Annotated in this window: 12 protein-coding genes; 10 read left to right on the plus strand and 2 right to left on the minus strand. The window is 37.0% G+C overall.

The features are described from left to right. The 3 genes from WBN20_RS10445 to WBN20_RS10455 all read left to right on the plus strand — a co-directional run. A partial coding sequence (locus WBN20_RS10445; RefSeq protein ID WP_424281639.1) for an ATP-dependent 6-phosphofructokinase occupies positions 1-912 on the plus strand: 912 nt, incomplete at its 5' end. Positions 913-934: 22 nt separating this feature from the next. Then, complete coding sequence (gap, locus tag WBN20_RS10450) at positions 935-1,936, plus strand: type I glyceraldehyde-3-phosphate dehydrogenase (RefSeq protein WP_424272251.1); 1,002 nt, start codon at positions 935-937, stop codon at positions 1,934-1,936. An 82-nt stretch (positions 1,937-2,018) separates the two neighbouring features. Beyond that, positions 2,019-2,870 (plus strand): N-acetylglucosamine kinase, encoded by an 852-nt coding sequence (locus WBN20_RS10455; protein ID WP_424272250.1) that lies wholly within the window; start codon positions 2,019-2,021, stop codon positions 2,868-2,870. On the opposite strand, the gene WBN20_RS10460 is transcribed toward WBN20_RS10455, so the two are convergent. Next, positions 2,863-3,243, minus strand: coding sequence for a RidA family protein (locus WBN20_RS10460; protein WP_424272249.1), 381 nt, complete (start codon positions 3,241-3,243; stop codon positions 2,863-2,865). The genes WBN20_RS10455 and WBN20_RS10460 overlap by 8 nt on opposite strands. 84 nt (positions 3,244-3,327) lie before the next feature. Then, on the minus strand, positions 3,328-6,027 hold the full coding sequence (locus WBN20_RS10465; RefSeq protein WP_424281640.1) for a putative LPS assembly protein LptD: 2,700 nt from the start codon (positions 6,025-6,027) through the stop codon (positions 3,328-3,330). A gap of 255 nt (positions 6,028-6,282) precedes the next feature. On the opposite strand from WBN20_RS10465, the gene WBN20_RS10470 reads away from it, so the two are divergent. The 7 genes from WBN20_RS10470 to bshA form a co-directional block, all read left to right on the plus strand. Beyond that, positions 6,283-7,719: an N-acetylmuramoyl-L-alanine amidase gene (locus WBN20_RS10470; protein ID WP_424281641.1), complete on the plus strand. Its 1,437-nt coding sequence runs from the start codon at positions 6,283-6,285 to the stop codon at positions 7,717-7,719. 55 nt (positions 7,720-7,774) lie between these two features. After that, positions 7,775-8,743 carry an MlaD family protein gene (locus tag WBN20_RS10475; protein ID WP_424275243.1) on the plus strand — a complete coding sequence of 323 codons (969 nt, stop codon included), beginning with the start codon at positions 7,775-7,777 and terminating at the stop codon, positions 8,741-8,743. Then, positions 8,744-10,069, plus strand: coding sequence for a 4Fe-4S dicluster domain-containing protein (locus WBN20_RS10480; RefSeq protein ID WP_424275244.1), 1,326 nt, complete (start codon positions 8,744-8,746; stop codon positions 10,067-10,069). It begins immediately after the preceding gene. A 20-nt stretch (positions 10,070-10,089) separates the two neighbouring features. Next, positions 10,090-10,881, plus strand: a complete 792-nt coding sequence (locus WBN20_RS10485; protein WP_424281642.1) for a (Fe-S)-binding protein — start codon at positions 10,090-10,092, stop codon at positions 10,879-10,881. Between the two features lie 56 nt (positions 10,882-10,937). Continuing rightward, positions 10,938-11,420, plus strand: coding sequence for an ABC transporter ATPase (locus WBN20_RS10490; protein WP_424275246.1), 483 nt, complete (start codon positions 10,938-10,940; stop codon positions 11,418-11,420). Between the two features lie 120 nt (positions 11,421-11,540). Next, complete coding sequence (locus WBN20_RS10495; RefSeq protein ID WP_424281643.1) at positions 11,541-14,465, plus strand: glycoside hydrolase family 3 N-terminal domain-containing protein; 2,925 nt, start codon at positions 11,541-11,543, stop codon at positions 14,463-14,465. An 83-nt stretch (positions 14,466-14,548) separates the two neighbouring features. Then, positions 14,549-15,119 (plus strand): N-acetyl-alpha-D-glucosaminyl L-malate synthase BshA (gene bshA / locus WBN20_RS10500; RefSeq protein ID WP_424281644.1); only part of this gene is annotated, 571 nt, incomplete at its 3' end.

Here is a 15,119-nt window from a genome sequence, read left to right on the forward strand (position 1 = left end):
GTAGTACGTACCTGTGCATATTTTAAGAAAGATTGTATTGGGATCTATCGAGGCTATGAGGGGATGATTGAAGGAGATTTTCTTCCAATGAATGCCCGTAGCGTTAATAATATCATTAATAAGGGAGGTACTGTCCTTAAATCTGCAAGGTGCGATGAGTTTAGGACCCCAGAGGGGCGTAAAAAAGCTTATGATCAGTTGATTGCAAATAATATTGATGCATTTGTGGTAATTGGAGGGGATGGAAGCTTCACAGGAGCGCTTGCGTTTTATGAAGAGTACAAAATGCCTTTTATTGGTATTCCCGGAACAATAGATAATGATATTTTTGGAACAACATACACTCTTGGTTTTGATACTGCCCTTAATACAGTTGTAGAAGCAATTGATAAGATCAGAGATACGGCAAGTTCTCATCACAGACTTTTCTTTGTAGAAGTAATGGGCCGGGATGTAGGTCATATAGCCCTTAATTCTGGAGTAGGTGCCGGTGCAGAAGAGATACTTATTCCCGAAGAGAATTTGGGTTTAGATAGATTATTAGATTCCTTAACACGTAGCAAAGCCAGGGGAAAATCTTCAAGTATTGTAGTAGTAGCAGAAGGAGATAGAACCACAGGAAAAAATGTGTACGAACTAAAAGAATTTGTCGAGAAAAATCTTCCTGTATATGATGTTCGGGTTTGTGTTCTTGGTCATATGCAAAGAGGTGGAGCCCCTTCTTGTTTTGATAGGGTACTGGCCAGTAGAATGGGAGTAAAATCTGTTGAAGCGCTGTTAGAGGGCAAAACAAATTTAATGGCTGGTATTATTGATAATAAAATCACGTTTACCCCTGTAAGTGATGCCATAAAAGGGAAAACAAAAATTGATAAGGAACTCATCAGGGTTTCTGATATAATGACTATATAGTTTTAATCTTAAACAATAAAAAATGTCAACACTAAAAATTGGAATTAACGGATTTGGTAGAATTGGTAGACTTGTTTTCAGGGAATCAGTGAAAAGAGATAATGTAGAGGTTGTGGCTATCAATGATTTATTAGATGTGGAACACCTTGCATATTTGTTGGAATATGACTCGGTACATGGCCGTTTTGATGGTTCAGTTGCTGTAAAAAATGGCAACTTGATCGTTAATGGAAAAACTATTAGAATTACGGGTGAAAGGGATCCGAAAGTTTTAAAATGGGACGAAGTAGGAGCAGAATATGTTGCTGAATGCACCGGTATTTTTACAACTCTGGAAACTGCACAATACCACATAGATGGGGGAGCTAAAAAAGTAGTTATCTCTGCACCATCAAAAGACGCTCCCATGTTTGTAATGGGTGTAAATCATAAAGATATAAAAGCTTCTGATACAATAGTATCTAATGCTTCTTGTACTACTAACTGTTTAGCGCCTTTGGCCAAAGTGTTGAATGACAATTATGGGATAGCAGAAGCTTTAATGACTACTGTACATGCTACCACAGCCACTCAGTTTACAGTTGACGGACCTTCACGCAAGGATTACAGAGGTGGTAGAAGTGCGTTGTTGAATATTATTCCAGCTTCAACAGGAGCTGCCAAAGCAGTAACCAAAGTTATACCTTCCCTGCAAGGCAAACTTACCGGGATGGCATTTAGGGTGCCTACGGCAGATGTTTCTGTTGTTGACCTAACTGTGCGTCTGGAAAAGGAAACTTCTTATGAAGATATCAAGAAGACTTTTAAAGCGGCTTCAGAAGGTGAGCTGAAGGGTATATTAGGTTATACGGAGGAGGCTGTAGTCTCCCAGGATTTTATTGGTGACGCCCGTACCAGTATATTTGATGCCGGTGCCGGAATTGAATTGAATTCAAAATTTTTCAAAGTAATCTCCTGGTATGACAATGAAGCAGGTTATTCTAATAAATTGTTAGACCTTGCACAATATATTTCTACATTGTAATTAATTATTTTTTTATAAGTAAGAATCCTCGAAATAAGCAAAACTTTGCTTAATTTGAGGATTCTTTTTTAATTTTCGGTTTATGATATTAATAGTTGATAGCGGTGCCACAAAGTCTGATTGGATTGCCTTGGACGATAAAGGGAAAGAGTTATTTTTTACTCAAACTTTGGGACTTAGCCCTGAGGTCTTAACACGGGAGGTTATTGAAGACAGGTTGGCCAATAATTTTGAGTTGTCTAAAAACAAAGAGAAAGTTAAGAGACTTTATTTTTATGGTGCCGGTTGCGGCACGGATAGAATGAAGAAATTCCTCAAAACTATTTTCAAATCATATTTTCCAAATGCGAAGGCAGAAGTTAAGGAAGATACTTTTGCGGCTATCTATTCCACAACAAAAATTGGACATCAGGGAATTGTGTGTATTTTGGGTACGGGATCTAATTGCAGCTATTATGATGGTCACCAATTGTTTCAAAAAGTAACATCTCTTGGTTATATTCCTATGGATGACGGAAGTGGAAATTTCTTTGGGAGGAAATTAATTCGTGATTACTATTTTCACAAAATGCCGCAGGACCTGGGAATTAAATTCGACAAAGAGTACGACCTTGATGCCGATGTAATTAAGGAAAACCTTTACAAGCAACCAAATCCAAATACCTACCTCGCTACATTTGCCAGATTCCTTATTGAGAATAAGGAACATCCCTATTGCAAGGGGGTTATAGACAAAGGTCTTCAGCAATTTGTAAATAATTACATCATGCAATTTGAATTAGCTACCAAAGTGCCAATAAATTTTGTTGGGAGTATTGCCTATTTTCTTAAGGATGAATTAACAGCCATACTGGAGAGAAATGATTTAATTGTGGGTGTTATTCGTCAAAGACCAATTGAAGGCTTAGTTGAATTTCACAAGGAAACTATCTGATGGCAATCATTGAAATCTCTACATTTACAAATTTTGGAAGATTTGAAACTTCAACGGTTTCCCTGGCAGGAGCAGTTTCAGTATTAAAAAATGAGCCATAAACTTCATTAATATCTGAAAAGCAATTCATATCCTTAACAAAGATCGTGGCTTTAACTACCTCTTTAAAAGTCATGTCGGCAGCTTCCAGTATTGCTTTTAAATTTTCCATGCATTGCAGCGTTTCCTTCTTTATATCATCTTCAATGAGTTTACCGCTTGAAGGATCCAGAGGGATTTGTCCCGAAATATATAAGGTATTACCGCTCAAAACAGCCTGGTTATATGGTCCAATAGGGGCCGGGGCATTAGGGGTATTTACAATTTTTCTCATGCTTTTTTAATTTACCTTTAGACAGTTAAGCTACTTAAAAAAAAGATCAGTATACAGAAGAATACTGTTTTTTTCCTTTTGATATTACCTCGGAGGAGGCTGACTTCTATTTTCAAATTTAAGATCCTTAAGAATGGAGCTTTTAATTCCAATAAAAAAGTACCATCTTTCAAAATCACCAAACGGGGTCCAGTCAAAATTCAATTTAAAACTTTTCAGATCGCGCCTAAACCGAAGTTGGGTAACGGTGAACCCTTTTCTCACAAAATCATAACCAGAAGACACACCAACATCCCAACCAGGGGAAAGTGTAATATTTCCTGAAAACATGAGAGAATTGTTCGAAATTTGATTCTGTCTGTTACTATTACTATAGGTAACAGCATATTGCAGGCGAAGATCCCATTCTATTTTATTCTGATAAGTCGGATTCTCTATATCGCCTTCTTCTCGATCATCAAATCTGCTTTCATCAAAATTATTTGCTTTTCCGAAAAGATCATCAGTTCTTCCCCCACTGGCTGCAACATAGGCATCACCTTCCGTCGGATATTCCTCCCGGTCTTTGCTTGGTTGAAAATCTTTACTGTTCAACGAATAACTTACATTGGCCCTCGCCGAGGTAAGTCTGAACAAGCTACCTCCATTACTAATATTAAACGTATTTATACGCCTGCCATTATTGTCTATTGCATAAGGATCAAGATTGGCACCAAAGTTAATAGACATTTTATTTTCAAGAATATTGGTGCCTCCTGTTAGACTAACTGGACTTAAATTTAGAGAATCTGCCTGAAAATTATACCCTGTAGATAAATTAAAACTATTAAGCCACATGACTTTTTTTGGTTCAAGAGCCGTGGAATCTTTGTCACGCACTTTGGCTTCTAGCGTATTGGCAAGAGAAAAACTTAAAGCACTCGATTTACCGCTCCGGGGTGCCCCATAAAGGGTGTTTTGAAAACGCGTATACTCAATGGTGTCTCCGCTGATTCCATTTATATATTCATCATAATATTGATCAAACGAAGGAGCCCAGCCGTAACTTACGGAAGGTCTCATTATATGGCGTATAGCCTGTATCTTTTTATCTTCCCCCCGGTTAAATGTACCATAAACAGTTGTTCCAACGCTACCGTTAAGACTGTATTGATTAAACCTATCAAACCCCTTTATAGTATCGGTAACAACTTCCTGAGTTTCTGAATCAAAACGTTGATTAAATGTTTGTAAGGTCCAGACGTCTTCATAATTACCGCCTACACTCATACTAAAATATTTGGCAACTTTAAAATTTGTACTTATCGGGATGCGATTTCTGGCACCAACCTGGGCATCATTAAACATTTTTGAGGATCCAAAATCTTCACTGGTGGTTACTATGCTGTTACGGGCATTAAGATCATATTGAAAATTTATATTCTGTAATGCTCCTTTTTTTATACCATCTTCTTTGGCAAATGGAAAAATTCGTTCTAAACTGGCTTGCAGTGTTGGAAGTGTAAGATTTACTGCATCTGTATTTGTATTTTGATTGTGAGTAGCTGTTAAACTAACATTTACCGAAGGATACTTTGGGAAAGTCCTGGAATATGAAATAGATGATGACAGATTATTTATTTGTGTATTGGGTAAATTTTGTTGCAGTAAAGAGTTTCTATAGTACTGGCTGCTACCAAGGTTAACAGATGCGGACAATCTGGAATTAGGGTTGGATTTTGAATCCTGAGAATGTGAAATCTGAATATTGTAAATAGTTCCCCGGCTGTAATCATCAAATCCCTTTTGACTAGTCACCTGATTTTCATATCTAAAATTAAAGTTACCCCTGTATTTATAGCGCTTGGAATAAACAGATTGTGTTCTGAAACCCCAGCTACCGTTGGTATACAGGTCACCAGTAAGTGTTAGGTCTACATAGTCATTAATAGGGACATAGTAACCCAGGTTTTGCAAAAAATATCCCCTGTCCGGGTCGTTTCCAAATGTGGGCATCATTACTCCTGCAGTTCTTCCTGAAGTCAATGGGAAATATGCAAAAGGCAATGCAATTGGGGTAGGTACATCCGCGATATATAAATTACTGAATCCGGCAATAACCTTTTTTTTAGGTACAAACTTTGCTTTTCTAACACGAATATAATAATCCGGATTTACACTATCTTTTGCTGTGGTAAGTCTTCCTTCACTTAAAAAGTATACCGAATCGTTTTCCTTTTTAGTAACCGAAGCATAAACCTTCATGGCATCAGATCCAAGTTGTCCTAAACCAGCCTGCTGTTCTGTTCTGGAATTATAAATCAGGGCTTTTTGTGTGTCAAAATTAAATCGAATTGAATCTGGAATTACAACGTTTTCTCCTTGTTTAAAATAGGGAATTTGCGAATAATTACCCAGTGAATCTTTAATACGTCCGGCATAGACTTCATTTTTTATGTAATCCATTACTATTATTCCAGCTTTCAATTCGGTATCCTGATAATAAATTTCAGCTTCATTATAGAGGTAAATCTTTTGATCTTTCTGACTTAATTTAACATAATCCTTCGCCTTATATTTAATTTTATCTGATATAATTCCTTCTTTGCCATTAATTGAATCTGTCTGTGTAGAATCGGTCAAAACTGTATCTAAAACTACAGGAGCAGGCATTAGAGGCGCAACTATGGTATCTCCCACAGCTTTAATGGGTAATGGTCTCATCAGATCTTCCTGCGCAGAGAGCGGAATAATGCCAATGATAAGCAGTAATAAGAAAAGTAGAGAATGTTTGTTTGATTGCAAAGCGATAAATCCTATTTTTGTAACGGTAAGGCTTCGTTTTTGGTAGTCAAACTTACATATATTTTTTGGTCTGCTAGTAGGACATTACAATAAATTTAACCATAACAAATGCTAGTAAAATCCTTTTAGCAGATGAAAAATGATAATTGTATTTTTGAATTGCAATAGAAATAAATCCAAAAGAATTTTACCTTAGGAAGAGATTTTAGGTCATTACAATTGTTTCATTTTCTATAAAATATAACTCTAAAATAAATGAAGTTTAATAAATTATTTTTCATTCCCCTGGCAATAACATTTTTCTTGCTGTGCTCTTATGATAAAGGCGATTCAGATCCTCAAGCGGATCAATTTACTGTGGTATTAGACGCAGGCCATGGTGGTCACGATCCTGGCAATTTGGGCAATGGCTATATGGAAAAGAATATAGCTTTAAGTATCGTATTAAATGTTGGTAGGAAATTAGAATCCAATCCGGATATCAAGGTTATATATACAAGAAAGGATGATACTTTTGTAGATCTGTTTGTCAGAGGAGAAATTGCCAATAAGGCAAATGCAGACCTTTTCGTTTCTGTACATTGTGATTCACACACTTCTGATGCCAACGGAGCCGGAACATTTGTACTTGGTTTACATGCCAATAAACAGAACTTTGAAATTGCAAAAAAGGAAAACTCCGTGATTTATCTTGAAGATAATTATGAATCTCGTTATGCCGCTTATGATATTAACTCACCTGAATCCGTAATTGGCTTAACTATTATGCAGGAAGAATTTCTGGATCAAAGCATTATGCTAGGCAAAATGATGCAAGACAATTTTTCAAACAACTTGAGCCGAAATGACAGAAAGGTTAAGCAGGCCGGTTTTATTGTGCTGCATCAAACTTTTATGCCCAGTGTTTTAATCGAAACAGGTTTTCTTACTAATAAGTCAGAAGGATTATACCTAAACTCTAAAAAAGGGCAGGAAGAAATGGGCGATGCTATTGCTGAGGCCATTATTAATTATAAAAATAACACCAGGATTAATCTGGAGGATGCGGCGTCTTCCAGGGAAATTGCTACAGCAACTAAGACTGAGGAAGCTACCCCCAATGAGATGGAAACCACACCAGTCCCGGAAATTAATGATCAGGTTACAAAAAAGGAAATCAAAGAACCAATTGCCATTGCTGCTACCAACTTGCCTGTGACTGAAACTACTGAAGTTGCTCCGGAAAAACCTGCTGAAAGTTTATTAAAGGAGGAAGATAATCCACAACCAAAAAAAGAAGTAGTTAAGGAAGAAGTAATAGATGAGCCGGTTAAAGCGATTGAAGAACCTATTAAGACACCAAATGTTGATGAACCAAAAGAAGAAATGGTAAAGGTAGAAGAGATAAAAAAAGAAGAGAAAAAAAAGGAAGAAGTAGTATCGGACTCAAAAATAGTTTTCAAAGTACAGTTGTTGGCCAGTTCCAGGGTTTTACCGTTGCTTTCCGAGGAATTTAATGGATTGAGCACCCTTTCAACAGAGCGCCATAAGAACTTTGTAAGATACATGTACGGGAAAACCAATTCCTATTCTCAGGCAAAATTGTATAAGGCGAATGCCGATGCCAAAGGATATCCTACTTCCTTCATTGTAGCCTACAAGGATGGGAAAAGAATACCCGTTCCTGAGGCCTTAAAATACGTCTCCGAATAATTGTAGATCTTGTAAAATTTATTTCTAATTTTGTTTGTAATCTAAATCTAAACGTTTGAAGCTATCCAGGGAAATCAAAACAGGAATAATCGTTATTGGAGGTATTTTGCTGTTTGTCATGGGCTTCACTTTTCTTAAAGCAACCCCTATTTTTAATAATAGCAAAACCTTTTACGCCATTTACAGTCACGTAGGTGGATTGCAACCCGGAACACAGATATCCATTAATGGTTTCAATGTGGGAAATGTGAATAAAATTACCTTTAAAAATGGAAGTGGTAAGCTGCTTGTTGCTTTTTCGGTTGACAGTGATTTTGAGTTTTCTAAAAATAGCATTGCAGAACTCTATGATACTGGGATTATAGGAGGTAAAGGGATACAAATAAATCCGGTATTTGATGGTGCGCCAATTGCGCAATCCGGGGATACTTTATCATCTAATATTAAGCCTGGACTAACAGATTTGCTACAGCAAAAATTAGCACCATTACAGTCTAAAATAGAAGGAGCGGTGTCTAATGCGGATTCTTTGTTATTAAATTTCAATGAAGTATTGGATGAAGAGACAAAAAGAAACTTAAGAGAAAGTATCAAGGGCCTCAATACTACGGTTCAAAGTTTTCAATCTAGTGCTGCCACTCTAAATACATTATTAGCGGATAATAAAAATAAACTAGACAGTTCTATTACCAACATAAATACCATTACAACTAATTTTTCAGTTCTCTCAGATTCTATCGCAGAAGTGGGACTGACCAATACTATAAGAAGCTTGGAATCTACAATAAGTAATTTGGATAAAATGTTAGCTAAAATTGAAAAGGGCGAAGGTACTCTTGGTAAATTGGTAAATAATGAGGAACTGTATAACAATCTATCTGAGGCTTCCAAAGAATTAGACCTCCTTCTTCAGGATTTTCGATTAAATCCTAAGCGCTATGTAAATGTATCAGTTTTTGGGAAAAAACAAAAAGAATATGAGATTCCTGAAGATGATCCTGCCATAAATAAACCCAATGAATAGATGCAGTATCTGCCAAATGTAATTTTTCTTATTATTTTGCTAGCCGGGATTGGTTATTTTACCAGGAACGTGAAGAAGCTTAGCAGGAATATTAATCTTGGCAGGGGTGAAATGCCTTCAGACAATAAGCCTCAGCGTTTTAAGAATATGGCCCGTATAGCTTTAGGGCAAACCAAAATGGTAGTAAGACCAATAGCAGGTTTATTACACCTTATTGTTTATCTCGGGTTTATAATTATCAATATCGAAGTACTGGAGATTATTATTGATGGTATTTTTGGTACCCATAGAGTTTTTGCACCCCTTGGTAATATTTACAACATTCTTATAGCTTCCTTTGAAGTCCTTGCTTTTCTGGTAATATTGGCGGTAGTTATCTTCTGGTTACGAAGAAACCTCATAAGAATAAAGCGTTTTATTAAGCCTGAAATGAAGGGCTGGCCAAAAATGGATGCCAACCTTATTTTATACATAGAATTGGTTTTAATGGCTTTGTTCCTAACCATGAATGCTGCAGATTATCAACTTCAGCTTATGGATGTACCCCATTATACAAAAGCCGGTCTTTTTCCCGTTAGTCAATTCATTACCTCCATTTTCGATGGAATGTCTGTGAATAATATAATTCTGATTGAACGCATTGCCTGGTGGATGCATATAGTGGGAATATTGGCCTTTCTAAATTATTTGTATTATTCAAAACATCTACACATTTTACTCGCCTTTCCAAACACCTATTTTGGAAAACTTACCAGTCCTGGTCAGTTTGATAATCTTGAAGCAGTGACCAAAGAAGTAAAATTGATGATGGATCCTAATGCTGATCCGTTTGCAGCACCAGCGGAAGATGCCCCCCCTCCTGATAAATTTGGGGCTTCTGATGTTATGGATCTTAGTAAGGTGCAGTTGTTGAACGCTTATACATGTACAGAATGTGGACGGTGTACCAGTGAATGTCCCGCGAACCTTACAGGTAAGAAACTATCGCCAAGGAAAATAATGATGGATACTCGTGATAGGTTAGAAGAGGTTGGAAGTAATATGGATGCCAATAAAGGAAAATTCATAGAAGATGGCCGTCAATTATTGGGCGATTTTATCTTACCTGAAGAATTATGGGCCTGTACTTCCTGCAATGCATGCGTGGAAGCTTGTCCGGTAAGCATAGACCCATTATCGATAATAATTAGTATGCGTCAGTATCTGGTTATGGAAAAATCGGCCGCGCCAAGTGATCTCAATGTTATGATGGGAAATATAGAAAATAATGGAGCACCCTGGCCATTTAATCAAATGGATAGGCTTAATTGGACCGATGAATCTTAAAAAGCAAAATTAACAAGATCATGAATGAAGCGTTGAAAGTACCTACTATGGCAGAATTTTTTGCCGAAGGTAAGCAGCCAGAAGTTTTATTTTGGGTGGGTTGTGCCGGTAGTTTTGACGACCGGGCCAAGAAAATTACTAAGGCTTTTGTGAAAATTCTTCAAAGGGCCAATGTGAGTTTTGCAGTTCTTGGAACCGAAGAAAGTTGTTCCGGGGATCCTGCAAAACGGGCAGGAAACGAGTTTTTGTTCCAAATGCAGGCGGTAACTAATATAGAAGTGATGAATGCCTATGGAATAAAAAGTATTGTAACCGCTTGTCCACACTGTTTTAATACTATTAAAAATGAATATCCGGGATTAGGAGGTAATTATAAGGTTATGCATCACACCCAATTCATAAATATGTTATTGGAAGATGGAAGAATTACCATGGAAGGTGGTAGCTATAAGGGTAAACGTATTACCTTTCATGACCCTTGCTACCTTGGAAGGGCCAACAACATATATGAGGCGCCAAGGAATATCATAAAAAAACTGGATGCCCAACTGGTTGAAATGAAGAATTGCAGAAAAAAAGGTTTGTGTTGTGGAGCAGGAGGGGCACAAATGTTTAAAGAACCAGAGCAAGGAGATAAGGATGTAAACATTGAACGTACTGAGCAGGCCCTGGAAACACAGCCAGAGATTATTGCTGCAGCCTGTCCGTTTTGCAATACAATGATGACCGACGGATTAAAAAATAAGGAAAAAGAAGCTTCCATAAAGGTAATGGATATTGCTGAGATGATAGCTAATGCCGAGGATCTTTGACTAGATTAACAGAATTGTTTTGACTATATAAATTCAATTGAAATGCAAAAGAAAAGATGCTGGTAAATTTTGATTCATTAACCGAAACGGCAAGAGTTTGGATTTACCAGGCTAACAGAAGTTTTTCAGAAGAAGAACTTGTTGAAATAACAGCTGCCCTGGACAGATTTATATCTGAATGGACAGCCCATGGAAGCGACCTTAGGGCAGGGTATGAAATTAAATATAAACGCTTCATTATAATTGCTTTGGATCAGGATTTTGCCTCAGCTTCAGGATGTTCTATTGATGCCTCGGTACATTTTATCCAACAGCTCGAAAAGAAATATGATGTAGTTTTATTGGATAAAATGAATGTTTCCTATAAACAAGGCATACATATTGCATATAAACCATTAGGAGATTTTAAGAAAATGGCTAAGGATAAGGCAGTTTCTAAAAACACAATAGTTTTTAATAATTTGGTTACCAATAAATATGAATATATAAATAATTGGGAAGTACCGGCGTCTGATAGTTGGCATGGTCGTTTTTTATAAAATTGTGTTTATAGCCCGATTAGACTCTTTTGGCACTCTAATATCCCACCACGGCTGCATTGTTTAACAAAAAAACAATATTTAATTTTGTTTTAAGTTGTTACCTAGAATTTAATATTTATGGGGAAATACCTACTTTCTTTTCTATTCTTTGCTTTATTACTGGTTGCCCGAGGTCAATATTCACCGCTGGTGACATCTGATACCTTGTCCCAGATAGCGTGGGTCAATGATAGGTATAGTGTTATGTCCCTTGAAGAAAAAATTGGGCAATTGTTTATGGTATTGGCAACATCTGAGGAAGATAAAGCCGCAGCGCAAAGAATTAAGGGACTAATAAAAGATCATGCGATAGGAGGAGTGATTTTCTCCAAAGGAGGCCCTATGCGGCAAGCTAAACTCACTAATGAATACCAATCCTTATCAAAAATACCTCTTCTAATTGGAATGGATGCTGAATGGGGCCTGGCAATGAGGCTCGATTCAACTTACGCGTTCCCATGGAATATGACCCTGGGCGCAATAGCAGATACTGCAATTGTTTCAAAAGTGGGGCATCAAATAGGCAGGCATGCAAATCGACTTGGGGTTCATATAAATTTCGCACCTGATATCGACATAAATATAGATCCCAGAAACCCAATTATTGGAAATCGATCTTTTGGTGAAGACAGGGAGAATGTTGCATTAAAGGGGATTGCTTTTATGAAAGGAATGGAAAGAGCAGGAGTGCTTTCAAGCGGGAAACATTTTCCTGGTCATGGGGATACTTTTGTAGATTCACATAAATCCCTGCCTACATTAGATTTCACAAGGCAACGATTAGACAGCATTGAATTATATCCTTATAAAAGACTTATAAAAGAAGGGCTTAGCAGTGTTATGGTTGCACATTTAAATGTACCGGAATTGGAACCTGAAAATAAGCGGCCTTCTTCTTTATCCAAAAATATAATTACAAATTTGCTTAAAAATGAATTGAAATTTGAAGGGCTGATATTTACTGACGCCCTCAATATGAAAGGAGTCTCGGACTTTGCAAGTAACGGGATAACCGAGTTAGAAGCATTTTTGTCTGGCAATGATATTTTACTTATGCCCAAGGATTTTAAAAAAAGTAAAGATACATTTTTAAAGGCCTATCAGAATGGGCTTATATCTGAGCAACGCCTTGGATATTCCGTGAAAAAAATATTAATGGCCAAATTCAAAGCGGGCTTACACAACTACAGTCCAATAGATACAAAGTACCTCATTGAAGACCTCAATAGCCCTGAAAATGATGTAATCTATGAAGAGGCAATAGAGAGTGCAATTACGGTACTTAGCGATAAGCTAAACCTTATTGGTATCAAAAAACTTGAAAATAAGAAAATTGCCTATGTAAAATTTGGTGATGGTGTAAATACACCATTTTTGGAGACCTTAAATAAGTACGCAAAAGTAACGCAGGTAAATGGCAAAGATATTGCCACCCTTAAGAGGAAGCTTTTTGATTTTAATCTAATCATTATTGGTTTGCATAAAAGCAACGAAAGCCCATGGAAACCATATAAATTTTCTCAAAAAGAACTCTTTTGGCTGCAGGAAATTTCCAGGCAAAGGACTTCCAACGTTGTGCTTACAGTATTTGCCAAGCCTTATGCACTAATAGATGTTACATCTTTTAATTATATAGATGGTATTGTTATGGCTTATCAAAATAGTAGACTTGCTCAGCAGAAAGCAGCTGAGGTCTTGTTTGGAGCAGTAGGTGCCAAAGGAGTATTGCCGGTTTCGGTAAGTTCTGAGTTTCCCGTCAATACTTCGGTTAAAACCCAATCTTTACTGCGTTTAGGATACAGTACACCCGAAAGGGTAGGGATGAGTTCTATAAAACTTGCTGAGGTAGATCGCCTGGTTCAAAATGGGTTAGATTCTTTAATGTTTCCGGGGGCTCAGGTACTGATTGCAAGAAAGGGAAAAGTAATTTATAATAAAGCTTTTGGCAAGCCCACTTATGAATCTAAAAAAGAATTAACCACTAATAACATTTACGACCTTGCTTCGCTCACAAAAATACTCTCTACCCTTCCTGCCATTATGAAGATGGAAGAAGATGGCAAAATAGCCCTAAATGATACTTTTCAGGATTTATTACCGGAATATGCGGATACCGAACTTAAAGATGTAACTGTGCTGAAATCATTAAGTCATTACGGCAGACTACCCTCCTGGATTGCATTCTATTTGAAGACATTAAATAATAAGAGGAGGCCTTCTCCGGAATTCTATAGAAATACCCCCTCAGATGGATTTTCTATAAAGGTTACCGACAATATGTATCTGCAAGACGCTTATAAAGATTCTATTTATGATCGAATAGGGAGACAAAATCTTAAGTCGAACAGATACCGTTATAGTGATGTTCCTTACTATATATTTAAAAAATATATTGAAGACAGCTATAATTCCGGCTTGGATAATTTAATGGATAATTTCCTTTTCAAACCTCTCGGAGCTAACTATACCACATATAATCCATTGGAAAAATTCCCAGTCAATATGATTGTCCCATCGGAGGTGGATACCTATTACAGATATCAGCTTGTTCAGGGATATGTACACGATATGGGTGCAGCAATGCAAGGTGGAGTAGGAGGTCATGCGGGTTTGTTCAGTAATGCCAACGATGTGGCAAAAATTATGCAAATGTATATTCAGGGAGGATATTACGGAGGTGATCGATTTTTAGACGATCGGACCATAGAAAAATTCAATAAATGCTATTTCTGTGATAAAAATGTACGACGTGGAGTAGGATTTGATAAGCCCCAACTCGTAGAGAAGGGCCCAACCTGTGGTTGCGTCTCCAGAAAAAGTTTTGGACATAGTGGTTTTACGGGGACTTTTACATGGGCAGATCCGGAAGAAGAAATAGTTTATGTTTTTCTATCAAACAGAACCTACCCATCTGCTACAAACAGACTTTTGGTGAAATCTGAGTTGAGAACAAGAATTCAAAAAGCAATTTATGATTCTCTTATCAATGAGGCAGGAAATTAAATATTAGATTTGTATTAAAGCTGCGTTGTTTCGTTTTCTGAACTTTTAAATAGTTGATGCACAGCGTTAAAACCGTTAATTAAATGAAAATAGCTATAGTTTGCTACCCGACTTTTGGTGGGAGTGGTGTTGTTGCTACAGAATTAGGGATAGCCTTGGCCAATAGAGGACACGAAATACATTTTGTAACATACAGGCAACCGGTTCGACTTGAATTATTGAGTAATAAGATTCATTTCCATGAAGTACATGTTCCTGAATATGCTCTTTTTCACTACCAACCTTATGAATTAGCGCTTTCGAGTAAACTCGTTGATACAATTAAGCTTTACGGTATAGAATTACTTCATGTTCACTATGCCATACCGCATGCCTATGCGGGTTATATGGCCAAGAAAATACTGGAAGAAGAAGGTATTTTTGTACCTATGATTACAACCTTGCACGGCACGGATATTACCCTTGTTGGGAACCATCCTTTTTACAAACCTGCGGTAAACTTTAGCATTAACAAAAGCGATGTAGTAACCTCAGTATCAGATGATTTAAAACAAAAAACATTAGACTTTTTCGATATTAAAAAGGAAATTGAGGTAATACCCAATTTTATTGATAAAACAAAATACAGCTTAGATTTTACGGACTGCCAGCGAT

Origin of the sequence: Eudoraea sp. (assembly GCF_049665975.1) — a bacterium.
Taxonomy (GTDB): domain Bacteria; phylum Bacteroidota; class Bacteroidia; order Flavobacteriales; family Flavobacteriaceae; genus Eudoraea.

Bases quoted from the DNA above. Each gene is read 5' to 3' on its own strand.
- gap (WP_424272251.1), top strand. From the start codon at position 935: ATGTCAACACTAAAAATTGGAATTAACGGATTTGGTAGAATTGGTAGA.
- WBN20_RS10455 (WP_424272250.1), top strand. From the start codon at position 2,019: ATGATATTAATAGTTGATAGCGGTGCCACAAAGTCTGATTGGATTGCC.
- WBN20_RS10460 (WP_424272249.1), bottom strand. From the start codon at position 3,243: ATGAGAAAAATTGTAAATACCCCTAATGCCCCGGCCCCTATTGGACCA.
- WBN20_RS10470 (WP_424281641.1), top strand. From the start codon at position 6,283: ATGAAGTTTAATAAATTATTTTTCATTCCCCTGGCAATAACATTTTTC.
- WBN20_RS10480 (WP_424275244.1), top strand. From the start codon at position 8,744: ATGCAGTATCTGCCAAATGTAATTTTTCTTATTATTTTGCTAGCCGGG.
- WBN20_RS10485 (WP_424281642.1), top strand. From the start codon at position 10,090: ATGAATGAAGCGTTGAAAGTACCTACTATGGCAGAATTTTTTGCCGAA.
- WBN20_RS10490 (WP_424275246.1), top strand. From the start codon at position 10,938: ATGCTGGTAAATTTTGATTCATTAACCGAAACGGCAAGAGTTTGGATT.
- WBN20_RS10495 (WP_424281643.1), top strand. From the start codon at position 11,541: ATGGGGAAATACCTACTTTCTTTTCTATTCTTTGCTTTATTACTGGTT.